General features: G+C 64.5%; 25 protein-coding genes and 1 pseudogene. 11 read left to right on the forward strand and 15 right to left on the reverse strand.

Annotated features, from left to right (window positions below; all coding sequences use genetic code 11):
* Positions 1-7 precede the first annotated feature (7 nt).
* From CH276_RS05080 to CH276_RS05095, 4 genes are all read left to right on the forward strand, one after another.
* Complete coding sequence (locus tag CH276_RS05080) at positions 8-964, forward strand: helix-turn-helix domain-containing protein (RefSeq protein WP_176459105.1); 957 nt, start codon at positions 8-10, stop codon at positions 962-964.
* 129 nt (positions 965-1,093) lie between these two features.
* Positions 1,094-2,881 carry an FAD-dependent oxidoreductase gene (locus CH276_RS05085; protein WP_094630231.1) on the forward strand — a complete coding sequence of 596 codons (1,788 nt, stop codon included), beginning with the start codon at positions 1,094-1,096 and terminating at the stop codon, positions 2,879-2,881.
* Positions 2,878-3,954: a maleylacetate reductase gene (locus CH276_RS05090; protein WP_094630232.1), complete on the forward strand. Its 1,077-nt coding sequence runs from the start codon at positions 2,878-2,880 to the stop codon at positions 3,952-3,954. Before CH276_RS05085 ends, CH276_RS05090 begins: the two co-directional genes overlap by 4 nt.
* Before the next feature lie 8 nt (positions 3,955-3,962).
* Entirely contained in the window at positions 3,963-4,859 is an 897-nt protein-coding gene (locus tag CH276_RS05095; RefSeq protein WP_094630233.1) for a dioxygenase family protein, read from the forward strand.
* 22 nt (positions 4,860-4,881) lie between these two features.
* Here the strand turns inward: CH276_RS05095 and CH276_RS05100 are convergent, their stop codons facing one another.
* Genes CH276_RS05100 through CH276_RS05120 form a run of 5 tightly spaced genes read right to left on the reverse strand, consistent with a single transcriptional unit; the run spans position 4,882 to position 8,287 of the window.
* The gene (locus tag CH276_RS05100; RefSeq protein WP_032396395.1) at positions 4,882-5,514 is read right to left on the reverse strand and encodes a TetR family transcriptional regulator; all 633 of its coding nucleotides are present in this window, start codon (positions 5,512-5,514) and stop codon (positions 4,882-4,884) included.
* A 10-nt stretch (positions 5,515-5,524) separates the two neighbouring features.
* Complete coding sequence (locus CH276_RS05105) at positions 5,525-6,733, reverse strand: NAD(P)/FAD-dependent oxidoreductase (RefSeq protein WP_176459106.1); 1,209 nt, start codon at positions 6,731-6,733, stop codon at positions 5,525-5,527.
* Positions 6,730-6,903 carry a rubredoxin gene (locus tag CH276_RS05110; protein WP_032396132.1) on the reverse strand — a complete coding sequence of 58 codons (174 nt, stop codon included), beginning with the start codon at positions 6,901-6,903 and terminating at the stop codon, positions 6,730-6,732. The genes CH276_RS05105 and CH276_RS05110 overlap by 4 nt, the downstream gene beginning before the upstream one ends.
* The gene (locus CH276_RS05115) at positions 6,900-7,064 is read right to left on the reverse strand and encodes a rubredoxin (protein WP_032396131.1); all 165 of its coding nucleotides are present in this window, start codon (positions 7,062-7,064) and stop codon (positions 6,900-6,902) included. Before CH276_RS05115 ends, CH276_RS05110 begins: the two co-directional genes overlap by 4 nt.
* A complete protein-coding gene (locus tag CH276_RS05120; RefSeq protein ID WP_045200419.1) occupies positions 7,064-8,287 on the reverse strand; it encodes an alkane 1-monooxygenase in 1,224 nt (407 codons plus the stop codon). Before CH276_RS05120 ends, CH276_RS05115 begins: the two co-directional genes overlap by 1 nt.
* Before the next feature lie 456 nt (positions 8,288-8,743).
* Here CH276_RS05120 and CH276_RS05125 point away from each other — a divergent pair, with 456 nt between their 5' ends.
* From CH276_RS05125 to CH276_RS05145, 5 genes are all read left to right on the forward strand, one after another.
* Entirely contained in the window at positions 8,744-10,573 is a 1,830-nt protein-coding gene (locus CH276_RS05125) for a DUF4012 domain-containing protein (RefSeq protein ID WP_254924156.1), read from the forward strand.
* A 34-nt stretch (positions 10,574-10,607) separates the two neighbouring features.
* Positions 10,608-11,276, forward strand: a complete 669-nt coding sequence (locus CH276_RS05130; RefSeq protein ID WP_176459107.1) for an SGNH/GDSL hydrolase family protein — start codon at positions 10,608-10,610, stop codon at positions 11,274-11,276.
* Between the two features lie 98 nt (positions 11,277-11,374).
* Positions 11,375-11,791 carry a hypothetical protein gene (locus CH276_RS05135; RefSeq protein WP_032396129.1) on the forward strand — a complete coding sequence of 139 codons (417 nt, stop codon included), beginning with the start codon at positions 11,375-11,377 and terminating at the stop codon, positions 11,789-11,791.
* Between the two features lie 388 nt (positions 11,792-12,179).
* Positions 12,180-12,398, forward strand: coding sequence for a hypothetical protein (locus CH276_RS05140; RefSeq protein WP_032396392.1), 219 nt, complete (start codon positions 12,180-12,182; stop codon positions 12,396-12,398).
* A gap of 97 nt (positions 12,399-12,495) precedes the next feature.
* Positions 12,496-13,605 (forward strand): GGDEF domain-containing protein, encoded by a 1,110-nt coding sequence (locus CH276_RS05145; protein WP_094630236.1) that lies wholly within the window; start codon positions 12,496-12,498, stop codon positions 13,603-13,605.
* Positions 13,606-13,668: 63 nt separating this feature from the next.
* On the opposite strand, the gene CH276_RS05150 is transcribed toward CH276_RS05145, so the two are convergent.
* Together CH276_RS05150 and praA are read right to left on the reverse strand one after the other, a co-directional pair.
* On the reverse strand, positions 13,669-14,385 hold the full coding sequence (locus CH276_RS05150) for a hypothetical protein (protein ID WP_094630237.1): 717 nt from the start codon (positions 14,383-14,385) through the stop codon (positions 13,669-13,671).
* A 49-nt stretch (positions 14,386-14,434) separates the two neighbouring features.
* Positions 14,435-14,944 carry an alkane oxidation protein activator PraA gene (gene praA, locus CH276_RS05155; protein ID WP_032396127.1) on the reverse strand — a complete coding sequence of 170 codons (510 nt, stop codon included), beginning with the start codon at positions 14,942-14,944 and terminating at the stop codon, positions 14,435-14,437.
* 443 nt (positions 14,945-15,387) lie between these two features.
* On the opposite strand from praA, the gene CH276_RS05160 reads away from it, so the two are divergent.
* Positions 15,388-16,602, forward strand: coding sequence for an EAL domain-containing protein (locus CH276_RS05160; protein ID WP_094630238.1), 1,215 nt, complete (start codon positions 15,388-15,390; stop codon positions 16,600-16,602).
* 143 nt (positions 16,603-16,745) lie between these two features.
* On the opposite strand, the gene CH276_RS05165 is transcribed toward CH276_RS05160, so the two are convergent.
* From CH276_RS05165 to CH276_RS05195, 8 genes and pseudogenes are all read right to left on the reverse strand, one after another.
* Positions 16,746-16,964, reverse strand: coding sequence for an ANTAR domain-containing protein (locus CH276_RS05165; protein ID WP_094630239.1), 219 nt, complete (start codon positions 16,962-16,964; stop codon positions 16,746-16,748).
* Between the two features lie 120 nt (positions 16,965-17,084).
* The gene (locus CH276_RS05170) at positions 17,085-17,393 is read right to left on the reverse strand and encodes a WhiB family transcriptional regulator (RefSeq protein WP_094630240.1); all 309 of its coding nucleotides are present in this window, start codon (positions 17,391-17,393) and stop codon (positions 17,085-17,087) included.
* Positions 17,394-17,499: 106 nt separating this feature from the next.
* Positions 17,500-18,628, reverse strand: a pseudogene (locus tag CH276_RS05175) (cation:proton antiporter).
* 15 nt (positions 18,629-18,643) lie between these two features.
* Positions 18,644-18,844, reverse strand: a complete 201-nt coding sequence (locus tag CH276_RS05180) for a hypothetical protein (protein ID WP_094630242.1) — start codon at positions 18,842-18,844, stop codon at positions 18,644-18,646.
* 165 nt (positions 18,845-19,009) lie between these two features.
* On the reverse strand, positions 19,010-19,606 hold the full coding sequence (locus CH276_RS05185; protein ID WP_094630453.1) for an Rv1733c family protein: 597 nt from the start codon (positions 19,604-19,606) through the stop codon (positions 19,010-19,012).
* Between the two features lie 118 nt (positions 19,607-19,724).
* Positions 19,725-20,609: a universal stress protein gene (locus CH276_RS05190; RefSeq protein WP_094630244.1), complete on the reverse strand. Its 885-nt coding sequence runs from the start codon at positions 20,607-20,609 to the stop codon at positions 19,725-19,727.
* Complete coding sequence (locus tag CH276_RS28385; RefSeq protein ID WP_176459108.1) at positions 20,603-20,761, reverse strand: hypothetical protein; 159 nt, start codon at positions 20,759-20,761, stop codon at positions 20,603-20,605. The genes CH276_RS05190 and CH276_RS28385 overlap by 7 nt, the downstream gene beginning before the upstream one ends.
* Before the next feature lie 128 nt (positions 20,762-20,889).
* The gene (locus CH276_RS05195) at positions 20,890-21,663 is read right to left on the reverse strand and encodes a sulfite exporter TauE/SafE family protein (RefSeq protein ID WP_094630245.1); all 774 of its coding nucleotides are present in this window, start codon (positions 21,661-21,663) and stop codon (positions 20,890-20,892) included.
* A 129-nt stretch (positions 21,664-21,792) separates the two neighbouring features.
* Between CH276_RS05195 and CH276_RS05200 the strand changes: the two genes are divergently transcribed.
* The gene (locus CH276_RS05200; protein ID WP_094630246.1) at positions 21,793-23,172 is read left to right on the forward strand and encodes a rhodanese-like domain-containing protein; all 1,380 of its coding nucleotides are present in this window, start codon (positions 21,793-21,795) and stop codon (positions 23,170-23,172) included.
* Positions 23,173-23,242 lie beyond the last annotated feature (70 nt).

Below are 23,242 nucleotides of genomic sequence, written 5' to 3' on the forward strand. Positions count from 1 at the left end.
GCCCGACGTGCCGATCGCTGCGTCACCCGTGGAGTTCTCCACCGTCGGGCTTCCCTCCGTCGAGCGAATACAACGGTGGGAGGGACACAACTCCGAGGTGCTCATCGGACTGAGATGCCGCAGCCTCGAAGGCGGGTCTCTCGAGGCCACCGAAACCAACGTCCAGGTCGGATCGGTCGGCCTGGCCCGCGTCGTCGGAACCTCCCATGTCGTCGAGCGAGATGCCGAGCTGATTCGGCGTCGGCCGTCGGACTCGGTGGTCCTGTACTTCAGCCTGGTCGGCGATGCGTTCTTCTACTCGGAGGACGGAGTGCGCACCGTCGGCCCCGGCCAGGTACTGCTGTGCGACGCCGACAGAGCCTTCATGCGCGGGTTCTCGCACGGCCTCGAGGAACTCGTCGTCAAGATCCCACGCGGCATCTACTCCGACGTCACCGGAGAGGACTCTCTCGCGGCCCCGATGGTCTTCGACTTCTCGGCGAACGGCAACGTGCACGCCGCCGCCCTCGCTGCTCGGGTGAGCCGTGCGACTCGCGCCGACGGGCCGACCGCACCGGACGAGCGGACGATCCTCGAACTGGTCTCCGTCCTGACCGGTGGAACGCGCAGCGACGTCGGTGCGGCGCATCGCGCGTCTGCCCGCTCCTACATCGAGCGCCGTCTGACCGACGCGTCGTTGTCTGCCACGGACGTGTCCGACGCCATCGGCATCAGCGCCCGGCACCTGTCCCGGGTCTTCGCCGCCGACGGCACCAGCGTGCCCAAGTACATCCTCGAGCGACGCCTCGCCCGTGCACACACGGTGCTCACCTCGCCGTCGGGACGCTCGACGTCGATTGCCGAGATCGCCGCCTCCTGCGGATTCTCCTCTGCCGCTTACTTTTCCAGTGCCTTCTCGGCGCGGTTCGGAGCCAGAGCATCGGACGTTCGACGCGACGCCGTGGTGCTGCGGTCGGTGCACTAGTTTCGCAATTGCGCCACCGTTGTCGATTTGCGCCGAGATGACCGTGATCGATGGCCACCCCCGGTGTGATGCAGGACACTGGGTTGCAAGACCCGAGATCAACGTCGGGCGCAACGAAGGGTGTGTTCCATGCCGGTGTTCGACGACGGCCAGAAGGCCACAGAGCTGCCCGATTCCTCGGTGGTCGAGACCGACGTTCTCATCGTCGGCTCGGGGCCGGCCGGTGGATCCGCAGCACTGCTGCTGTCCACTCTCGGAATCCCCAACATCATGATCACCAAGTACCGCTGGACGGCCAACACTCCACGCGCTCACATCACCAACCAGCGCACCATGGAGGTCTTCCGCGACGTCGGTATCGCAGACCAGGTGCTGGCCGACGCCACCGAGCACGGGCTCGTCGGAGACACCGTGTTCTGCACCTCGATCGCGGGCGAGGAGATCGGCCGCATCCGCACGTGGGGTACCGGGGCCGACCGCGAAGCGGACTACCAGCTCGCCTCGCCGTGCCTGACCGTCGACATCCCCCAGACGTACCTCGAGCCCATCCTGGTGAAGAACGCGACGATGCGGGGAACCCAGGCCCAGTTCTCCACCGAATACCTCTCGCACGTCCAGGACGCCGACGGGGTCAGCGTCTCGGTGGTCGATCGACTCACCGGACACCGCTACACGATCCGTGCCAAGTACCTGATCGGTGCGGACGGAGCGCGTTCCAAGGTGGCCGCGGACATCGACCTTCCGCTCGAGGGCGCGATGGACATCGCCGGGTCGATGAACATCACCTTCAAGGCCGACATCGCCGAGTACGTCGGACACCGACCGTCGGTGCTGTACTGGGTGATTCAGCCCGGATCCAACGTCGGCGGTATCGGTGCCGGGTTGGTTCGCATGGTCCGGCCGTGGAACGAGTGGCTCGTGGTCTGGGGATTCGACATCGCACAGCCACCGCCGGTGGTGAACGAGGCGGCCGCCGTCGAGATCGTTCGGAGTCTGCTGGGCATGCCGGAGCTCGACGTCGAGATCACCGGAACATCGTTGTGGGGCAACAACGAAATGTACGCCACGCATCTGCAGAAGGGCCGGGTGTTCTGCGCGGGCGACGCCATCCACCGGCACCCGCCGAGCAACGGACTCGGCTCGAACACCTCGATCCAGGACTCCTACAATCTCGCGTGGAAGATCGCTGCGGTGATCAAGGGCCAGGCGGGTGACGAGTTGCTCGATACCTACTCCGCCGAGCGCGCCCCGGTGGCCGAGCGAATCGTCAAACGCGCCAACCGATCCGGTCGTGAGTTCGCAGACCTGTTTCATGCCCTCGGAGTCACCGACGCCAAGACCGAGGAAGAGATGGTCGAACGCATCGAAGAGCGTAAGGCCAACACGCCTGCAGGCGCGGCGAAGCGGGCCGCGCTGGTGCAGGCCATGGAGATCAAGAACTACGAATTCAACGCCCACGGAGTGGAACTGGGCCAGTTCTACACGTCCACGGCGATCGTTTCGGACGGGGTACTGCCGGAACCGGAACGAGACTCGGACCTGTACTACCAGGTGTCCACCGTGCCCGGATCGCACCTGCCGCACGCCTGGGTGGGCGACCACATGCACAAGCACGCGATGATGGATCTTGCGCCCTACGATCGCTTCACGCTGATCACCGGAGTGGCCGGATCGGATTGGGAGTCGGCGGCGGACAAGATCGGCCACGAGTTGGGCGTATCCGTCGAGGCCGTCGTCATCGGACCCGGACGCGACGTCACCGACCTGTACTTCGATTGGTCTCGGCTCCGTGAAGTGACCGAGAGCGGTGCGTTGCTGGTCCGCCCGGACAAGCACATCTGTTGGCGTGCAGACGAACTCGTGGCAGACCCCGAGGGTGCCCTGCGGCAGGCATTGACGGCGGTCCTGTCGAGATGACCTACGCCTTCGTCTACGAGGCGAACCCGATGCGGGTGCGATTCGGCGCGGGATCGCTGTCGACTGTGGCCGACGAGCTCGACCACCTCGGGCTGCGGCGCGTCCTCGTTCTCTGCTCGCCGAGCCAGAAGGGCACAGCCGAACGCATTGCCTCGACGCTCGGAGACCGATGCGTGGGTGTGCGAGCCGACGCCGTGATGCATGTGCCGTCCGAGGTGGCGAAAAGATCCAGCGCCGAGGCTCTTTCGCTCGGTGCCGACGGCTGCATCACCGTCGGGGGCGGATCCTCGATCGGCCTCGGCAAGGCCATCGCCCTGGTGCACGGATTGCCGATCGTGGCCGTTCCCACCACGTACGCCCGATCGGAGATGACCCCGGTGTGGGGCCTGACGACCGACGGGCACAAGGAAACCGGTCGCGACATCAGGGTGCTGCCACGCAGCGTCGTCTACGACCCCGAGCTGACGACCGGTCTTCCGGTCGACATCTCCGTCACGAGTGGAATCAACGCCGTGGCGCACGCCGTCGAAGCGTTGTATGCACCCGACATCAGCCCCATCGTCGCGCTGATGGCCGAGGACGGGGTGCGCGCACTCGCATCGGCGCTACCGGCGATCGTGGCCGATCACCTCGATCCGCAGGCGCGCAGCGATGCCCTCCACGGTGCCTGGTTGTGCGGTGCCACTCTCGGTGCCACGACGATGTCGTTGCACCACAAACTGTGTCACTCGCTCGGCGGTACCTTGAACCTGCCGCACGCTCCGACCCACACCGTGGTGTTGCCGCACGTGTTGGCCTTCAATCAGTCGGCGGCACCGGGCGCAGTGGCGGCGCTCTCGCGTGCGCTCCCCGGCTCCGGCGACCCGGCCACCCGGTTGTGGGAGCTCTGTCGCGCACTCGGCGCGCCACGGTCCCTGGCCGAATTGGGTATGAAGGAGAAGGACATCGACCGAATCGCCGACGACGTGACGACCAGATCGTACGGAAACCCGCGGCCCGTCACCCATGAGGCCGCCACCGCTGTTCTGCACGCAGCGTGGGCGGGCGACCCGCCGACCGACATCGGACAGTGAGAGAGACCATGATCGAGCAGACCATGACCGGACAAGCACAGGACACCGTCGAAGAACAGTTGGTGGAGAACGTTCTTCGATCGTTCGACGACTGCACCGACCCTCGATTGAGGCAGGTGATGACCTCGCTGGTGCACCACCTGCACGGGTTCATCCGTGATGTGAGACTGACCGAACAGGAGTGGAACAACGCCATCGGATTCCTGACCGAGGTCGGTCACATCACCGACGACCGCCGTCAGGAGTTCATCCTGCTCTCCGACGTCCTCGGGGCGTCGATGCAGACGATCAACGTGAACAACCCCGCCTACGAGGACGCGACCGAGGCGACAGTGTTCGGCCCGTTCTTCGTCGACGACGCACCGCGTATCGAGAACGGTGGTGATGCATCGGGAGGTGCTGCAGGACAGCCGTGCTGGGTGGAAGGGACCGTGCGCGACACCGCCGGCACGCCGATCCCCGGAGCACGCCTCGAAATCTGGGAAGCGGACGAGGACGGGTTCTACGACGTTCAGTACGACGACGCGCGAGTCGGCGGTCGAGCACATCTTTACACCGACGACGACGGGCGCTATCGATTCTGGGCGTTGACTCCGACTCCGTATCCGATTCCCCACGACGGCCCCGTCGGACGAATGCTCGCTGCGACCGGTCGCTCGCCGATGCGTGCGTCGCACCTGCACTTCATGGTGACGGCACCGGGGATGCGCACGTTGGTGACGCACATCTTCGTCAGCGGCGACGAACTGTTGGACAGCGACACCGTGTTCGGAGTGAAGGAATCCTTGATCAAGGATTTCGTCGAGCAGCCGTCGGGAACACCGACTCCGGACGGTCGCGACCTCGGCGACAGGACCTGGGCCAGAGCCGACTTCGACATCGTGCTCGCACCGGCCGACATGTGAGACCGCCGGCCCGGACTATGGGTCAGTGGCCGACCGAGCGGCCGGCGGTGATGGAATCGACGTACGGAGTCAGCAGTAGTGCAAAATCATCTGCTGCGGAGGCGATATCGGGTGGCGGCTCGGGGATGTAGCTCAATGCCAGACGCACGATTGCCCGACTGATGACGTCTGCCTGACGCGGGCTCGCGCCCACCCACCCGCGTTGGAACGTCTCGGCCAGACGGTCTCCCGCACGCTCGATGAGTACGGCACTGTCGGTGGTGATCAGCCGGAGCAGATCTTCGGGTGCGTCGCCACCGTGCAGCGATCGCACCAGGGGATCGAGCGCACTCAACTGGAAGAACGACGAGAAGCCTTGGCGCAGAGCAGCCGATGCGTCGTTCTCGTGTTGATACAGCGCCGTTTCGCACATCGCGACGAAGAGGTCGGTCAATCTGATGGCGTACCCCTGCGCGACGCCGCGTCGTGAACCGAACTCGTTGTACAGGCTCTGTCTGCTCAGCCCTGCTGCCTTGGCGATGTGGCTCATCGTGACGTTGCGCCAGTTGCGCTCGTTCAACAACTCACGCAACGCATCGAGCGCGGTATCGCGCGCAAGACTGGACGCGGCTTCACGGTATCGACCGGGGGTCGACGTCTGTTCGGCTGCGGGCATGAACACGACTCTATCGAACGACCGCATGTGGTCGATCCAGCCAATCCGCTCCGAGGCGATCCCGATCGATGGGATCTCCGCTGGCGATGAAGGATCTGATCTGCCTGATGTCCTTCGGGAACCCCACACCGATGGCCCCGACGAGCCGGCCGTCACGCAGCGCGCATGCGGTGAAGCGGCGGTCGGCAACGGAGCCGCGAGCCACCACGTACTCGTCGGTCGCACCGGTCCAACCGGCGAACTGAAGGTTGACGCCATGTTGGGTGGACCAGCCCCACGGGACGTCGAGGTTGCCGGGATCCACGCCGATCATCGAGCGGGCAGCCCGGGTGGCCTGATCCAGTGCGCCGTTCCAGTGCTCACTCCGATACCTCCCGCCGAGGATCGTGTTGGGTACCTCTGCCACATCGCCCGCGGCGTAGATGTTCGGTATCGAGGTCCGCATCCCGGCGTCGACCAGAATCCCCGATCCGATCTCGAGGCCCATATCTGCTCCGAGTTCGACGTTGGGCACCGAGCCGACGGAGACCAGCACGGTACCGGCGGACCACGAACGACCGTCCGCTGCGGTCACGAGAAGTGTTCCGTCACGTTGCTCGGCGAGGTCGGTGACGGCGACGTCGGTGTGGAACGCGATGCCGTTGTCTGCGTGCAGGTCGACGTACATCTGCGAGATCGCGGCCGGAGCGATCCGGTTGAGCGGTGCCGCTGCGGCCTCGAGCACCGTCACCTCGGCTCCCAGGGACCGAGCAGCCGCGGCCGCCTCGCATCCGATCAGTCCGCCGCCGATCACCAACAGTGATCGGGTGCGCAGAATGTCGGCGTGCAAGGGCTCGACATCGGCGACACCTCGGAGGGTGAACACGTGGCCCGGAAGATCGAGTTGCCGGGCCCGAGAGCCGGTTGCCAGGAGCAGCGCGTCGTACGGAACCGGGTCGCCGTCGTCGAGCAGCACAGTCGAATCGGTGAGGCCGACAGCCGTGACACCCGAGCGCACGTCGACACCGTCGATCGCCGAGCCGAGCTGCACTTGCTCGATCGACTTGCTTCCGGTCAGCAACTCCTTGGACACCGTCGGTCGGCGGTACGGCGCAGCCCGTTCACTCCCGACCATCGTGATGGACCCGGTGAAACCCTCGGCGCGTAGGGCTTTGGCCGCGGTGTACCCGGTTGCACCCGAACCGATGATCGCGATCGCGTGCGGAACGGACGCACTCACCCGCGCTCGACCTCGACCATCTCGAAATCGACCTTGGCAGCGCCACAATCGGGGCACGACCAGTCGTCGGGAATGTCGTCCCAGCGAGTGCCGGGTTCGATCCCGTCCTCGGGCCACCCCAGTTCCTCGTCGTACTCGAATCCACACTGAACGCAGCGGTAGAGCTTCATGCCTTACTCCTGAAGTCGATTTTCTCGCGGACACCGCAATCGGGGCAGGGCCAGTCGTCGGGTACGTCGGACCATGCTGTGCCGGCCGGAAAGCCCTCGCGCGGAGCGCCGTTGGTCTCGTCGTAGACGAACTCGCACACCGGGCACTCGAAGGCGGCCATCACTTGGCTCCGTGCGCGGCGAGGATCTTCTCCCGCTTGGACGGCTGGATGTTGACCTTCGTGATGTCGCCGTCGTAGTGGTCGAGAACGCGGTGGTCCATCACCTTGCGCCACACGGGTGGGAAGTACGCCAGCGAGATCATGCTCGCGTATCCGCTCGGCAGGTTCGGTGCCCCGTCCATGCTGCGCAGAGTCTGGTAGCGGCGGGTGGGGTTGGCATGGTGATCACTGTGTCGCTGAAGGTGATACAGGAAGATGTTGGTCACGATGTGATCGGAGTTCCAGCTGTGCTCGGGGGTGCATCGCTCGTAGCGGCCGTTCTCCTTCTTCTGCCGCTGCAGGCCGTAGTGCTCGAGGTAGTTGACCGTTTCCAGCAACGAAAAGCCGTAGATCGCCTGAATCACCAGGAACGGCAGCACGATCGGACCGAACACCGCGACGAGCACCGCGTAGAGAACAACGGACATCAGCCACGCGTTCAGTACGTCGTTCCGAATGCTCCACGTGCTCTTGCCCAATCGCTCCATGCGCGTCTTCTCGAGCTCCCAGGACGACTTCAGGCTGCCCCAGACGCTACGAGGGAGGAAGGCCCAGAAGCTCTCGCCGAACTTCGAACTCGCCGGATCCTCGGGAGTGGCGACGCGAACATGGTGGCCGCGGTTGTGTTCGATGTAGAAGTGGCCGTAGAACGTCTGTGCCAGCGTGATTTTCGACAGCCAGCGCTCCAGACTGTCCTTCTTGTGGCCGAGCTCGTGCGCAGTGTTGATACCGACGCCGCCCATCACACCGATGCTGATGGCCAGACCGATCTTCGAGGCCAGTCCCAGTCCACCGTCGATTCCGAGCCAGGACAAGTTGTCGGCCGACCAGAGGTAGCAGGCGAACACCAAGCTCGCCAACTGGAACGGAATGTAGGCGTACGTGCAGTAGCGGTAGTACTTGTCTTCTTCGAGCGCCTTCATCACCTCGTCGGGAGGGTTGTCGCCGTCGGGACCGAAGAACCGGTCGAGGATCGGGAGCAACCCGTAGACGAGCAGCGCGCCGATCCACCACCAGACCGGGGACACGGCGTTCCAGCCGAGCTGGTTGAAGGCCCAGACCAGGCCGGTGGCCACGAACACCGCTGTGGGCGGGATCAACCCCATCAGCCAGAGGTAACGCTTTCGGTCGTGCCATTCGGCAACCGGCGTCTGCGCCTGGTTGTCGACATTCGATGCGGTCATCGTCACTCCTCGTGTAAGGCCGATCACTATGGATTGGACAATACACCGAATTTGTCATTCCGGTAGACAAATTTCGAGATTTGTACAAATGTTCCGGCTCTGTGGCCGCGACCACAGAGCCACCGTTCGGACAGATTCAGCTGCTACCTTCCGATTCGTTGTGGCCGGTAACAAACGGTCGCAGCGCACGCAGGTCCGTCTGTATCCCGTCGGGGGTACTTCACAACAGGAGTAGCTATGGACGCATTCATCGCCAAGATCATCGTCGACGTCATCCTCGGGCTCATCGGCAGCGGAAGCGCCGAGAGCGGCAGCACCGCAGTGAGCGCAATTCTGGGTTCCTGACCTCGAACGGCTGCGCCGGTGCGATATCGGCGCAGCCGACCCGAGCGTCGTGTCGCGGTGGGAGGACGTCGTTTGTAGTCTTAGCCGCGACGAAAGGGCACCCATCCAGCCATGAGCTACGACAACGACTACCCGTACGGCGACCATCGCAGCTCTCGTAGTCGCCGCAGGCGTCGTCGTTCCAAGAAGAGGACCGGCCGACGCATCCTGCTCGGTTTCGGGGTCTTCGTCGTCGTTGCGCTCGGACTCGGTGCCTGGCTCGCCTACACGGCCAATACCGCTTATACGTACCTCGATCAGGCTCGGGGCTACGCTCAGGCAGCGAAAACTGCTCTGCTGGCAGGGGATACGCAGAAGGCCGAGACCTCCGTGGACGACGCGGTGCGCACCTCGACCCAGGCGAAGGACGCCACCGATTCGGTGATCTGGCAGGCGGCTGCCGCGATTCCGTACGTGGGTCAACCGCTGGACGTCGTCTCGCAGATCACCGACGTCGTCAACGGGCTGACCGTGGATGTGCTGACGCCGTCGGTCGAGGTGGGGGCCACACTCGATCCGAGTCAGCTGCGCGGGCCCGACGGTGCCATCGACATCGCTGCTCTGCGCGCCGCCTCGCCCGCGCTGTCACAGGCCGCGGCCGCAGCGGACGTACTGAACTCGCAGTCCCAGGCCATCGCGGAACCGGAGTTCGTCGCTCAGGTCGGCGACGCTCGAACTCAGCTGCAGGATCAGACGCACGAACTGACGACCCTGTTGACCAACACCGACATCGCCGCCAAGGTGCTCCCCGCGATGCTCGGTGCCGACGGTCCACGCAACTACTTCATGGCCTTTCAGACTCTCTCGGAATCTCGTGGAACCGGTGGACTGATAGGCGGATTCGGCATCGTGCGTGCTGTCGACGGCAAAGTCGCGGTCGACTCGCTCGCCAGCAACGCCGAGCTCCGAATTCCGTACGACCCCATCGATCTCGGTCCGGACTTCTTCAACACCTACGAGAGTCGGTTCCAGCCCACGCAGAATTGGCAGAACAGCAACGTCAGCCCGCACTTCCCGTATGCCGGGCAGATCTGGCAGTCGATGTGGGAGCAGGAAACCGGCGAACGTGTGGACGGCGCTCTGGCCACCGACCCTGTTGCCCTCGGCTACATCCTCGATGTCGTCGGTCCCATCACGATGGGTGACGGTGAGGTGATCGACGGATCGAACGTCGTTCGGATCACGCAGTCCGACGCATACTTCCGCTTCGAGGACGACAACACCGCGCGCAAGGCCTATCTCCAGGACATCGCCGCCCGAGTGGTCGCGAAGATGCAGGGCAATATCGGATCTCCCAGCGCGCTACTCGAGGCACTCGGCAAGGCCACCAGTGAAGGCCACATCGCCGTGTGGAGCGCGGACCCGGCACTGCAAGCGATCCTTGGACCGACCAGGATCGGTCACGAAGTTCCCGACAGCCCCGACCCGTACGCCGCGGTGGTGGTGAACAACGGTGCAGGCGGCAAGCTCGACTACTACCTGCAGCGCAAGGTCACCTACTCCGCACAGTCCTGCGACGGCCCGACGCGGACCACCCGCGTGGTCGCCGAGATCACCAACAACGCTGCGCTGCAGGACTACACCACCTACATCGCCGGCAGGCAGAACGACTCCACCCGATACGACGGACCCCCGGGAACGAATCGATCGGTGGTGGCGCTGTACGCAACTCAGGGCGCGACCTTGACGAACGCCACCATCAACGGGACTCCTCTGTTTCTGCTGACCGCTGCCGAGCGCGGCCACCCCGTGTTCTACGTGCCGGTCGTCATCGAGCCGGGGCAGACCAAGACCATCGAGTACAACCTCGTCGAACCGACCGTCGCCGGAGAGGCGCAGGCACCGGTTCAGCCGCAATCGGTCCCGGCACCCACCGAAGTGGACTTCCCCGACTGCAACTGATTCCCCGCGTCACCCCTAGGGCAGAATCCCCGGCGTGCGAAGAACTCGACTGTGGATCGCCGGCGCACTCGGGTTGGCGCTCGCCGCCGCGCTCGTGGCAGGACCACTGAGGAAGCCGGCGCTGACGATCCACAACGCGCACTGCTTCGGGTGGAGCGTCAACGACACCGGACCACGGTTGGTGACGCTGGGAGACTCGATGGCCCAGGGCAATTCACGTGTCGACTGGGGAATTCACGGCAACACCTCGTGGTATTCGTACCTCGTGTGCGGAGACGATGCTCCCGCCGCCGATGGTGCCAACTTGGGAATCAACGGCGCGACCACGACGCAGATCCTCGCCCGAACCGACGAAGCGCTGGCCGCGAACCCGGACATCCTCGTCGTCAACGGCGGCACCAACGACCTCGCCCGATCGGTACCGCTGCCCCGGATCATCGAGAAGCTACGCGCCATCCTGGACCGTGCACACGACATCGACACGGTTGTGATCGCCACGGTGCCGTCGTCGCGGAAGGTCAGCGCAGACGACCTGAACGACGACATTCGCGCACTGGCCGCCGAGCGCGGCATACCCGTCGCAGAATTCGCGCCACTGCTCGACCGACCCGGAGCCACGTTCGGCGGCGTTCATCCCACTGCGAGGACGGCTGCCCGGATGGCAGCGGAGGTAGCCGCGGTGGTCGGAGTTCGGGCGACGTAACAGTCGTCGTGCCGGATGTCGGATGAGCTGCTAAATTCGCCCGATATGCACCGAATGTCGGGGAGGTATTCGGTGGAATCGTAGAAAGCTGGCAGTGGATGATCACACGTCGTCAAGACGCGTGCATCGAAATCTCGTCGACGATGGCCGTTGCGGATCTCGCCCGAACGGTCGTCGACACCGCCGAACGTGGCTTCGGTCGATGGGGTATCGAGTATCTGGGACCGGACGGCACCCGCCTCTGGTTCGGAGTGCACCGTCTCGGATTGGGGAGAAAACGCGAAACGGTGATGCGGTTCATCGTCACCGTCGACGCCGATTTCGATGGCGCACAAGCCCGTTCGCAGATCGAGCAGTTCGTCTGCAACCCGGCATCGGGCACATTCGTGCCCATCGGCCCGCGACAACTGCGGGGGTACCCGACCTATCTCGCGTATCTGCGCGCGATACGGACCGCGGTACTCGATGCGGATCCGGGCGCGCACGTGACGATGGTGCCCGAAGTGCGGACCTGACCGTTCGTGAAGCGGCGACCGACGCGGAATCCAGTCGACGATGAACGCCGAGGTGCGTGATCAGAGGCGGCCCTGTTGGATCGCAACGACGACCAGAGCGATCATCGCAATCGTGAGGATTGCTAAGAGCGCCATATGAATTGGATCGGTCGAACCCGGCGGTCGAACCTCGTTCGGACCCCTTTTCTGGAGCATGTCACAGACTGTAGGTCACATTCTCGGATTGTGCACAGGATGACTGGTACAAAGCGAGATCCGGTCGCAATTGGTTCGCACATGTGTTCGATAAAGAGTAGAGTCGAGATCGGCGGAGCCGGGAGGGAAGCCCGGCTCCGCCGCCCGAATGTGGACGGTCCGTAGAAGGCCCAGTGAAGTGGACGGTGATCCGATGGACGACGTACTGCGCAAGGTCGAGGAACTGAAGGCGTTGGTCGTCGAGCTCGAGGCCCTGGATCGACAACGCGTCGGGCTGGGGGATCGACTGGTGGATCTGGAGCACTTCTTTCGCCGAGCCGGATGCCCCGAACTGTCTCAGCAGGCCCTCGATGCGTTCGTGGTGACCTACGCAGGTCGCGTGTTCGAATTGGCCGACGGCATGCGCGGATAAGGCCGTGTGAGCAAGTTCCCGACTTCTCGGACCGGGTGGTTTCGTCTGTGGTTGACTTGTTCATCCTCGTCGGGACACTAGGAAAGCTGCTCGATCTGTGAACAGTCTTCGCCAATGGTGGTCGCTTCCGGTCGACTACGGGTGGAACGTTGCGTACGCACGGTCCCAACAAGCACTGCACGTCACCAGAATTCTCATCGGAATCTTCTGCTGGTTCTACGCGGCCGCTGCGGCGATCGCCCTGACCATCCCGGGTCTCGGAGACAGCGGTGCTGCGCGATGGGCACTGTGGTTCACCGTCGCGACGACGCTGCCCCTCGGGTTGGCCTGGCTGATCGGAGGCTGGCCGTCCTGGCCGATGTCGGTCACCTTCGTGCTCTACGCCGACATCGTGCTCGCCGCAGTTCTTCTGACCGTCGACAAGCCGTCCGAGATGTTGCCGATGGCTGCGCTGTTCACCGTGATGGGCAGCTACGTCGTTGGCTTTCACGGCCCCAAGCTGTTCACCGCTCACCATCTCTTCGCGTTTGTCACCGTCGCCGCGCTCTACACCTCGGCCATGGTGAACGACCCCGAACGTCGCTTGCAGACCAATCTCTATCTCGTGATGCTGATCCTGGTGATGTTCTCGGCACCGCTGATCTGCCATTCCTTCCTGATGCTGCTGCGCCGCGATGCCACCGGCGCGTTCTACGACCCGCTCACCGGAATGCAGAACCGACGGGGCTTCGACGCGGCGATCGGCAACCTCGACCTTCGTTCCGGTGCGGATGCGGAACTGGCCGCCGTGGTGATCGACATCGACAACTTCAAAGCAGTGAACGATCGATTCGGTCACGAGCACGGAGACACCGTCATTCGTCTGGCCGCGAGCCGAATCCTCGAACTCTTCCCGACACCGGCAGTGACGGTGCGACTCGGCGGCGAAGAATTCGCGATCGTGTGCCTCGCCGAAGTCGACACGGTGATCGACAGATCCGAGGAATTGCGCAGCCGTTTGAGCGAGTCGACCGACCGTTCCCCGCTCACGGCGTCGATAGGCGTCGCGCATGCGGTTGTCGACGCGCGGGGTGTCGCGGAGGACGTCGATGTGTTGCTCAGCCGGGCCGATCGAGCCATGTACCGGGCCAAACGGATCGGCGGCAACCGCGTCGCGGTGTACGACGACGGGGAGCCGTCCGTCCATCCGGTCGACGAACGGCACTGAACGACGGCGTCGACCGCGTTCCGCGATGGAACCGGTCGACGCCGCCGATCGAGGTGTGAACCGCTACGCCACCTCTGCCGCAATCGCGGACCGGGTGCCGACATCGAAGACCGGATCGGTCAGATGCACGTCGAGAGTGTTGCCGGAACCGGCGATGATCGCATTCAGCACCGACGTGAACGCGCCACAGTTCTGGAACTGCGGAATCGTGTACGTCCCCTTCACGTGTGCATCGGCCTGATTGTTCTGGATCAGGTCGATGGCATCGAGCGAACCGGACAGGTTGGCGGTGGTCTCGGCGGTGACGCAGTTGCTACCCGCCGGGATCAGGTCGACCGCGGCAGATCCGGCCGACCCGGTGTCGATGCCCAACGGCTTCACCGAATCGATGCGAATCTTGAAGCTCTGCGCGACGTCGAGATCCAACGTCGGTGCCTCGTCCGGTCCGCCGCGGACGATGGTGCCGGACACCGGGGTCGCATCGACGATCGAGATCGTGAAGTTCGCCAGCGTCGCGGGACCGAGTTTCAGATTGGCCGATGCCTGCGGCAATTCGAGCGACCCGGTCACCGTGCCACCGACCAGATCGACGTCCGTGGCGAGATCGGTGGTGGGAAACACCACCGGTTGGCCGGTCTTGGCGATGACCGTCGTCGTATCTGCCTGAAACGTGATGGGAAGGGTGTCGGCGGCATTGGCCGGGGCGGCGACGAGCGTGCCCAGGGCGATGCTCGATGCCAATGCCGTCATGGTGACGACAGTCTTGTTGCGGATCTTCACGTGTTCTCCTTCTCGGGAACGGTCGATGTGGAACGAGGTAGGACGGGAATCAGGACAGGGTGAAGGCCGGGTCGGGCTGGACCGACAGGCTGTTGACGGTGCAGTTGCCGGACATCGGCTGGTTCGTCGCGGTGAGCGTGTTCGTCATGTTGTCGAAAGACCCGGCCAACGTGGCGGGCCCGCAGTTGTATCCGACCAGCGAGAAGGCCACGTTGGACACCTCCCCGGTGGTGGCGCTGGTGGGAGTGAGGGTCCAGGGCAGGTTCTTCAGCTGGGGTAGGCCACACAGTCGGTTGGAGCCGCTGATCTGGGCATCGGTGATCGTCGCCGACGAGCCGTCTGCGCTGGTGGTGCCGCTCAGGTTGATGGAGCAGCTCACCGGCAGACCGAACGACGCCGGAGTGCTCACGACGATCGTGCCGGGTGCCGTGAACGCGGTACCAGCAGGGGAAATGGTGGCGGCGCCGGCGCTGGCGGCACCGACTGTCGCACCGGTGATGGCAAGAGCGGCGACTGCGGTGACGAGTGTGCGAGAGCGGGTCGGCGGGTTCAGCGTCATCGATCGATCCTCCAGTCCAAGACGGATCCGGACCCGGTCGTGGCATCCGGTGGCACCGTTGATTCGGCAGCCGGGAGGGACGTTAGGTTGACGAAACATATGTCGGAAATGGTTTGTTTCAACTCTGTGAGAAGTCACAATCCGGTCGGTATGCTTGTTGTACGCAGTAGTAACCGAATCCGGCTGCTACCCGGAAAGTTCAGCGCAACAGCGGCATTCGTCCCATTTTCGCGCCTCGGTCGGGCCTGGCGTTCCTTCGACCTTCACCCCGTGCGTCGTTATCTTTCCGTTATACAAAGTTATCAAAACGAGACAGTCGTGACCGTCTCGGTGACATCTCCGTCGTCGAGCATGGTCGAAGCGAAAGAAAACACCTCGACCAGGTTTGGAATTACAGTTCACCCCCGCGTGACGGGGGTCGTTTTTTCGTGTCAAACTGAGGTGTGACGTTCGCGCTGGCCGAAGCAGGATCTGCAGTCGACACGGACACGGGAGAGTTGACGGTGCAGCCGTATTTCGCCCCGGTCTGTCGGCTGGACAACGGTGCGCTCGCAGCCATCGAAGTGCAGCTGCGCGGCCCGGAGAACGGTCCCCTCGCATCGGCAGATGCGCTCAAGCGCGCAGCCAGGGCCATGGACGCCAAGCGCGAGCTCGACGCGCTCGCGTGGGGTGTGGCCCGGCTCAACCAATCGGTGCGACTGCCGATGCTCGTGTCCATGGACGTCGACTCGCTCGCTGCCCTGGATGCAGCCACCGAAGAACAATTGCGCCGCGACATCGTGGTCGTCACCGAGGCTGCTCTCGTCGACAGCCCGGCGCGCACTCTCGCCGCAATCGACAAAGCTCGACGCGAAGGCAAAGTGGTGGCCGTCGACGACGTCGGTCGCCGGCCGCAGTCGATGACCCTTCTCCCTCTCATCGAGCCGGACGTGATCATCCTCGCCGAATCGATGGTCTCCCGCCGCCCGGATCTGTCGACTGCGCGTACCGCTCACGCCGTCTCGGCTCAGGTCGAACGAACCGGAGCCGTGGTCGTGGCGAGCGGGGTCGACAGTGCGCTGCATCGGACCCGCGCACTCGGACTCGGTGCCACCTACGGGGTGGGAGAGCTGTATCCAGCCGCGCAATCGACGGAAGAGCTACCTTCCGACGCGGCCGAGGTCATGCCTCCGTTCCCGACCTGGAGCACGCCGACCGTCGCCGCCGAATCGCCGTACGCCATTGCCTCCGCAGGCAAGACGGCAACGCGCAGCACCAAGCGACTGCTGGTGGCTATGAGCACTTCGCTCGAGATGCAGGCCGCGGCTGCTGGGCCGGAGACATTGGTACTCGGTACTTTTCAGCGCGCCGAACACTTCACCCCGACCACCCGCAGCCGCTGGGTGTCGATGACCGAGCAGATCTCCTACGCCGGCGTCTACGGCGTAGGCATGGGATACGTGCAAGAGGGCGGCATCGTGCATGCGCCCCTCGACCCGATGGATCCGCTCGTCGAGGAGTGGAACGTCGTGGTTCTCGGCCCGCACTTCTGCGGTGTGCTGGCAGCAATCGACCTACATCGCGGTGAGGTGGACGCCGACCGTCAGTTCGATTACGTGATGTCCTACGACCGCGCGACCGTAGTTCGTTGTGCCCGAGCAATTCTGGCGCGCTTCTGAGCACTTCTGCCGAGCTCCCGACCGGCTATGTTTCGGGTGGCCGCGTCAGGGCATACGGCACACAAGCGATTGTGTAGTCCGGACTACTCCATCGCCTAGGCCTCGCACGTTGAAAACACAGCGTGCGAGGCCATCTTCTTTCTTCACCGGGCTGTGGCCCACCGAATATGGTCGAGTGCCACTTCGCGCAGCTTGCGATTGGAGCGCTGAGACTGCTCGATGAGCATGTCGAACGCAGCCTCCGGGCCGATGCGATGCATGGCCATCAGGATGCCCTTGGCCTGTTCGATGGGTGCGCGCATGTCGAGAGCCTTCTGCACATCACTCGGCTCGCCGACGTGAGAAGACTCCCCTGCATCCATGCGCACTATTGTCACCCGAGTTGGAACGCCGCAGGTCAGACACTGGATGACGCGCCGAAAACGCGTCGAAGAGAGTTGTCGCCGTGACCTTGTTCGTAGCGTTCCGTTACCGCGCCGTGATCAGGCTGCAGGGTTGGAAAGTGGCCGCCCGATGAGGAATTCGAGCGTCCGGTACGCGTCGGTACGCCGACCGTTGCTCGCGTTGTCGTGATACGCGGCACCGGCGACGACCACTCCCACCGGAATGCGACCCGACTCGATGTCGCGAGCCGTCTGCTCGGCGCACTCACGCAGCACCGGGCAGTCAGCGCACAGACGCCACGCCCGCTCTGCTCGCTTACGTCCGTGGCGGGGAAGTTGCTGCGAGTCGTATGCATCCATGTCGTCGATGCACGCACCCTTGAGGCGCCAGACCTGGTCATCCGTCATCGTCGTGATCCGTTTCGCGTCGTGCCGATCGTTCCACGACCCCTGTTCCCCGTCCTGATCAACTCGAAACACCCAAATGCCTTGCGCCGCCGCAGGCCCGCCGGGGTCAGGCCGGACGACGAGCGGCGACCCGCGATGCGGCGGCCGCCGCCGCGATGGTCATCAGTGCACCGAGCACGATGGCAGGGCCCTCCCCGGGAGCCAGCACGCCGCTCTGCGTGCCGAGTGTCACGGCCGAGACCGGAACTCCCATCTGGGCTGCCGCGAGTATCCCGAGCCCGGCGGGCTGGCCCGTCAGACGCATCGCACCGTGCGCGGCGATGGCTCCCAATCCCAACACGAGCCCCAGCGCGATCATGTTCGGGTGACTGCCGAGGGCGCGCAGATCGAGGGATGCACCGAGCCAGACGAAATACAGTGGCCCCAGAAAACCTTCGGTGATGGCAAACAGTTGTTTCGCAAGTCGTCGCGGTTCTCCGATGGCAGCGACGGCCAGCCCGAAGCCGAAGCCGGCCAGCATCACCGATGCGTGGGTGTGGACCGCGAGGGCCGCGAGGCCGAACAGCAGAATCAGGTTGAGGCGCAGTTCGAGCGCGAGTTTGCGTTGGGCAGACACATGATGCACGCGACGGCGCAGTCCCGAGGCGTCGAAGTGGCGCAGGACGACAAAGATCACGGCGGCGGCGATCAGGACCGTCGCCGATCCGAGTGCGGCGGGACCGGCCTGCCGTGGATCGATCACGAGAGGCAGCGCGACGATACAGACCGCGTCCGCCAGCGCGATCTGCGGCAGGAGGGCCATCAGACCGGGTGCGGTCATCGTGGTGGACTCGACGATCGGCATGATGACAGCGGCCGAGGACGATGCCATCAACACCGCGTACAGGCCGAGGTGAGGTGGATCGAACGCGGCGGAGACGGCCCAGCCGAGCACGGTTGCCAGCAGCCCGACGGTCACCGCCCGCGCAGTACCGACCCCGAGACCGATGCGCAGTCGCGGGTCGCGAATCGGTATCTGACTGCCGGCCACGAACATGACGAGCGCAAACCCCACCTGTGCCAGGAAGCTCAGCGTCTGCTCGCTGGGGTCGACGATGCCGAAGCCTGTGTGGCCGAGAGCAATTCCGGCGACGAGTTTCGCCGACGACGACGGGTATCCGAAGCCCGCGCGGAAGCGCCAGCAGTGGGCCGAGCAATCCCACTGCGGCACACAGGGCGAGCGTCTCGAAGGTCATACGCCCGCTCCGACCTCAAGCAGAGTTCAGAAGGGGTCGTCGACTCGACGGCAGCGCCGACGCCACGAGGTCGCGAGGGTGCAGCGCGCCCTGCTCGTCCATCATCACCTGTATTCGAAGATCGACTACGCGTAATTGTGCAGCCAACGGGCTGCACATGAGCGCACGCTCGTAGTCCGCACTCGCGGAACAGAATTCGGTGCCGGTACCGATCATGTCATCGCCCCCTCGAACGTGGGAGCTTCGTGTCGACGAGTTCAAGGACGACGGTCCTGAGCGTACGACTACACACGCGATGTGCCATCGGCACAAAAGGCCTTTTTTTCGAGGACGCTCGGCCCTCCTCGTGGTGACCGGCCGCGTCGCCGGGCTTCGACGGCGCTACCGCGAGCGATGGTCGCGGGCCTGTAGAAAGTGTTGCCAATCTCTGTCCCACTGCCGCATTCGTGAACGTTCGCCGGCTTTGGTGGTGAGATTGACCAGACCGCCGATGACGAGGGCACCGAGGAACCATACGAACACGGCCGTGGCAGCTCCGTTGACGACGGCACCGGCAGCAGTGTCGGGAGCGCGCACCAGATTCCCGTCCGCATCACGCCAGATCGGAGTCGTGTCACCGACTCGCAATGCCGACGGTACGTCGGTTGCCCCGGAGCGCAGCGAGCCGTCCGGCGCGCTCCACTGCACGGTCGCGGTACCGGCCACGGTCGTCACGCCGTCGGTATCGGACCGAGCGGATTTCGTGGCGTCGATGACACGGGCGTCGACTCGAACATATTCTGCGCGTTGCTGTTGCGAGCGCAGCGACAGGTCGCTGTAGGTCACCGAACCGATCGTCGCTGCCACAGGGATGAGCAACAGAAGCACCGCGATCCCGACGGCGACTGCCGCTCGTTCGATCCTGCCCGGCAGCCGCATCAGTGGATTGGAAATCCATGGACTGTGTCGCCACGATCGGTGCGCGAGTTTCGAGAACATGGCCGCCACCTACTCCCACCCGAAGTGCATTCGTCTCCTACGAGTGTCCGGCGTCGAGCAGTGGATCCGTAAGGGCACAAGGTCCCGATGAGGCGGGGGTCGTCGGCTGATCGAGGGCTCAACGCACCACGAGAATCGGACAGCACGATGCGTGCACGAGAGACTGTCCGACCGACCCGGTACGCGGACCCGTCCGTGGTCCGTGGGTGCGGCTGCCGATCACGAGAAGGTGTGCGGTAGCCGATGCGCGTCGTAGCTCGTGCTGCGCCGATGCGTCGAGCAGGTGCAGATGCACGTCTACGGTGGAATGCGCGGACGCAGCAGCATCGACGCGACCTTCCAGCCACTCCAGCCCTCGGATCTGTTGCAGCTCGATGTCGTTCGTGACGGGCCTACTGTGGGGCGATCCGACGTGCAGCGCGGTGAGGGGGACTTCGAGCGCATCGGCGAACCAGAAGGCCGCCTCGATCGCCCGGGTGCAGGAGTCCGAGTGATCCACGCCGACGACAACCGGAGAGGTCGGCGTGAGGTCTGCGTGCTGGGGGCGCCACACCAGGACGGGGCACGTCGATTCTGCAACGATACGAGTTGCGTTGCGGCCGAACAGCACATCGCGGATCGGACCCGATTCACGGCCTCCGATGACAATCAGGTCGGCGGTGTGCGACAGCGCGCCGAGAACGGGGGCGATCGGGTCGTCCGTCAGAATCGAATCGATTGCGATGCGGGGATCGAGACCGACGAGTTCACGGCGAGCCGATCGAAGAAGGCGTCGACCGTGCAGTCGCTCCAACGACCGGGTCGATTCGCGGGGTGTGAGTGCGTGCACGAGCCGAATGCGTGCCCCGGTGACCGAGGCCAGACCCGCTGCCCAGGACAGTGCGTCGCGGGACGTCGGGGTGCCGTCGAGCGCGACGACGATGTCACCCCAGTCTTTCTTCGCCCAGAAGCCGGGAGCGACCGGGGTTCGGGTGGGCTGGGGTCGCGGCTCCGCGCTCACCATGATCGCTCTGCCATGGGCGGCAGGGTGCGGCGAATCTCGGCCGCGACGACTGTGGGGGTCAGATCGGGGAACCTCGCGGCGAGCATCGAGGCAAGCGACGTCGATTCGTCGTTCACCAGCCGAGTGGTCGGTCCTGCGTCGGTGATGGTCATGAAGATCGGCTACCTCGCGGTCCCGGAGACGGAGTGCTCCTGCCTCGAGGGTGCCCGGCGCGGCTCGTGCGGTATAGAGCCTTTCGACCCACGGTTCCGGCCCGACATGGGGCCGGACAATAGCGAGATCAGCTCAGGAAGGCCGCGTCGACGACGACGTACCCGGCCACTGCGAACACCAGGTAGGCGAACAGGCGTTGCAGCCGTGCGGTATCGACCCGCATTCCGAAGTGCGCGGCCAGGAGGGAGCCGACAATTGCGGTGCCTGCGAACGCAAGGGTGATCGACCAGTCGATGGTCGTGCCGCTCAGATGTGAGAACAGACCGGCGACGGAGTTGGCGACGATGATGACCAACGAGGTGCCGACCGCGACCGACATCTCTATCCCGAGCATCAGCACCAGCACCGGAATGATGAGGAAGCCGCCTCCGACGCCGAACAGCCCGGTCATGAATCCGACAGCAAGGCCTGCCGGAATCGAACGTGGAGCGCAGTGTCTCCAGTTGATGCCCGATGCCGATGTCTTGCAGGCTGTTCCTGTATCTCCTCGCTCGGCGAGCATCCGGGCTCCTGCGGCAACCATCACGGCGGCGAAGCCGAGCAGCAGGATCCTCTCGGGAAGCAACCGGCCGAGTGCGCTGCCGGCGAAGGTCGCTGGAATGCCGGTCGCAGCGAACACCGCCGCCAGTCGCCATTCGACGCGGCGTGCTCGCAGCTTCGGTATCACTCCCACCGCCGAGGCGGTGCCGACGACGATCAGCGAGACGGGGATCGCTTCCTCCACGCCGAGGCCAAGGGCGAACACCAACACCGGGACCGCAAGAATGGATCCGCCTCCACCGAGTAGGCCGAGGAGAATTCCGATCACAGCGCCGAATCCGAGCGCCAGCCCCAATGTCATCGTGTGTTCACTCCAATCCTTGGTGCCACGGTATACCCCAGGGGGTACTTGACATACCCTAGGGGGTATTACACACTGTGTCTACCACCTCGCGAAACTCGCCCGGAGACGTCTCAGACGGAGGAATCCATGATCCTCGAGCAGTACTACCTCGAATGTCTTTCCCACGCTTCGTATCTGATCGGAGATCAGAGGACGGGGCGCGCGATCGTCGTCGATCCGCGTCGCGACATCGCGGAGTATCTCGACGACGCCGAGAAGTACGGACTCGTCATCGAAGGGGTCGTCAACACTCACTTCCACGCGGATTTCGTCTCGGGCCACCTCGAACTGGTCGACGCGACCGGTGCCTGGATCGGCTTCGGCGAGGCTGCCGAGACCGACTATCCGATCCGGCGACTGCGAGACGGGGAGCGGTTGTCCCTCGGCGACGTCGAACTCGAGATCCTGTCCACTCCCGGTCACACGTGGGAGTCGATCTCGGTGCTGGTTCGCGAGCATCCCGGGGCCACCCCTACGGCCGTGCTCACCGGTGACTCCCTCTTCATCGGCGATGTCGGACGACCGGACCTGGTGAATCTCGGGGACGGCTCGACCACGGACCTGGCCCGTGCGATGTATTCGACGATCCACGACAAGCTGCTGACGCTGCCCGACGACGTCGTCGTCATGCCCGCTCACGGTGCCGGCTCGTCGTGTGGAAAGAACCTCTCCACCGAGCTCACCTCCACCATCGGTGAGCAGCGCGCGAGCAACCCGTCGGTGCAGCCGATGACCGAAAACGCCTTCGTTGCGCTCGTCACCGACGGCCAACCGGCGGCACCGTCGTACTTCTCCGCCGACGCAGCCATGAACAAGCAGGTGCACCCACTGCTGTCTCCTGGCCGCATCATCCCTGCGCTGACACCCGAGGCCGTGAGGGCCGAGCTGGTTTCCGGCACACGAGTGCTCGACGCACGAAGTGTGGACGATTTCGCTGCCGGTCATCTGCGAGGATCGATCAACGTGGGGTTCGACGGTCGCTTCGCCGAGACCGGCGGCATGGTCGCGGAGGTCGGTGGTCGCATCGTGCTGATCGCCTATCCGGGCGAAGAGCAGGAGGCAGCACTGCGGTTGGCCCGAATCGGATCCGACAACGTGACCGGATACCTCGGAATCGGCAGTGACGGTGCGTTTCCAGCCGAGCTGGCGACATTGGTCGAGACGGCACCGCGCACCACGGTCGAGCAGCTCGATGTGATGCTCGCCGCGGACGAGGTGACGCTCATCGACATTCGCAACCCGGGTGAGCGCGACTTCGGCACGATACCGGGAGCGATCCCGATCCCGCTGGCGCAGTTGCGAACTCGCCTCGACCAGGTGCCGACCGGTAAACCTATCGTGATGCACTGCGCCGGAGGATGGCGCTCGAGCGTGGCGGCGTCGCTGCTGCGCGCTCAGGGATTCGAGAACGTCTCGGATCTGCTGGGCGGTTACAACGCCTGGGCCGACGCCCACGTCCCGGCCTGACTTTCGACCGACTCGTACCAGGAGGATTCTCATGTGTTATCCCGTCACCTGCAAGAAATGCCACAAGACC

The organism is Rhodococcus sp. 06-470-2 (assembly GCF_002258235.1).
In the GTDB taxonomy this organism is placed as follows: Bacteria; Actinomycetota; Actinomycetes; order Mycobacteriales; family Mycobacteriaceae; genus Rhodococcoides.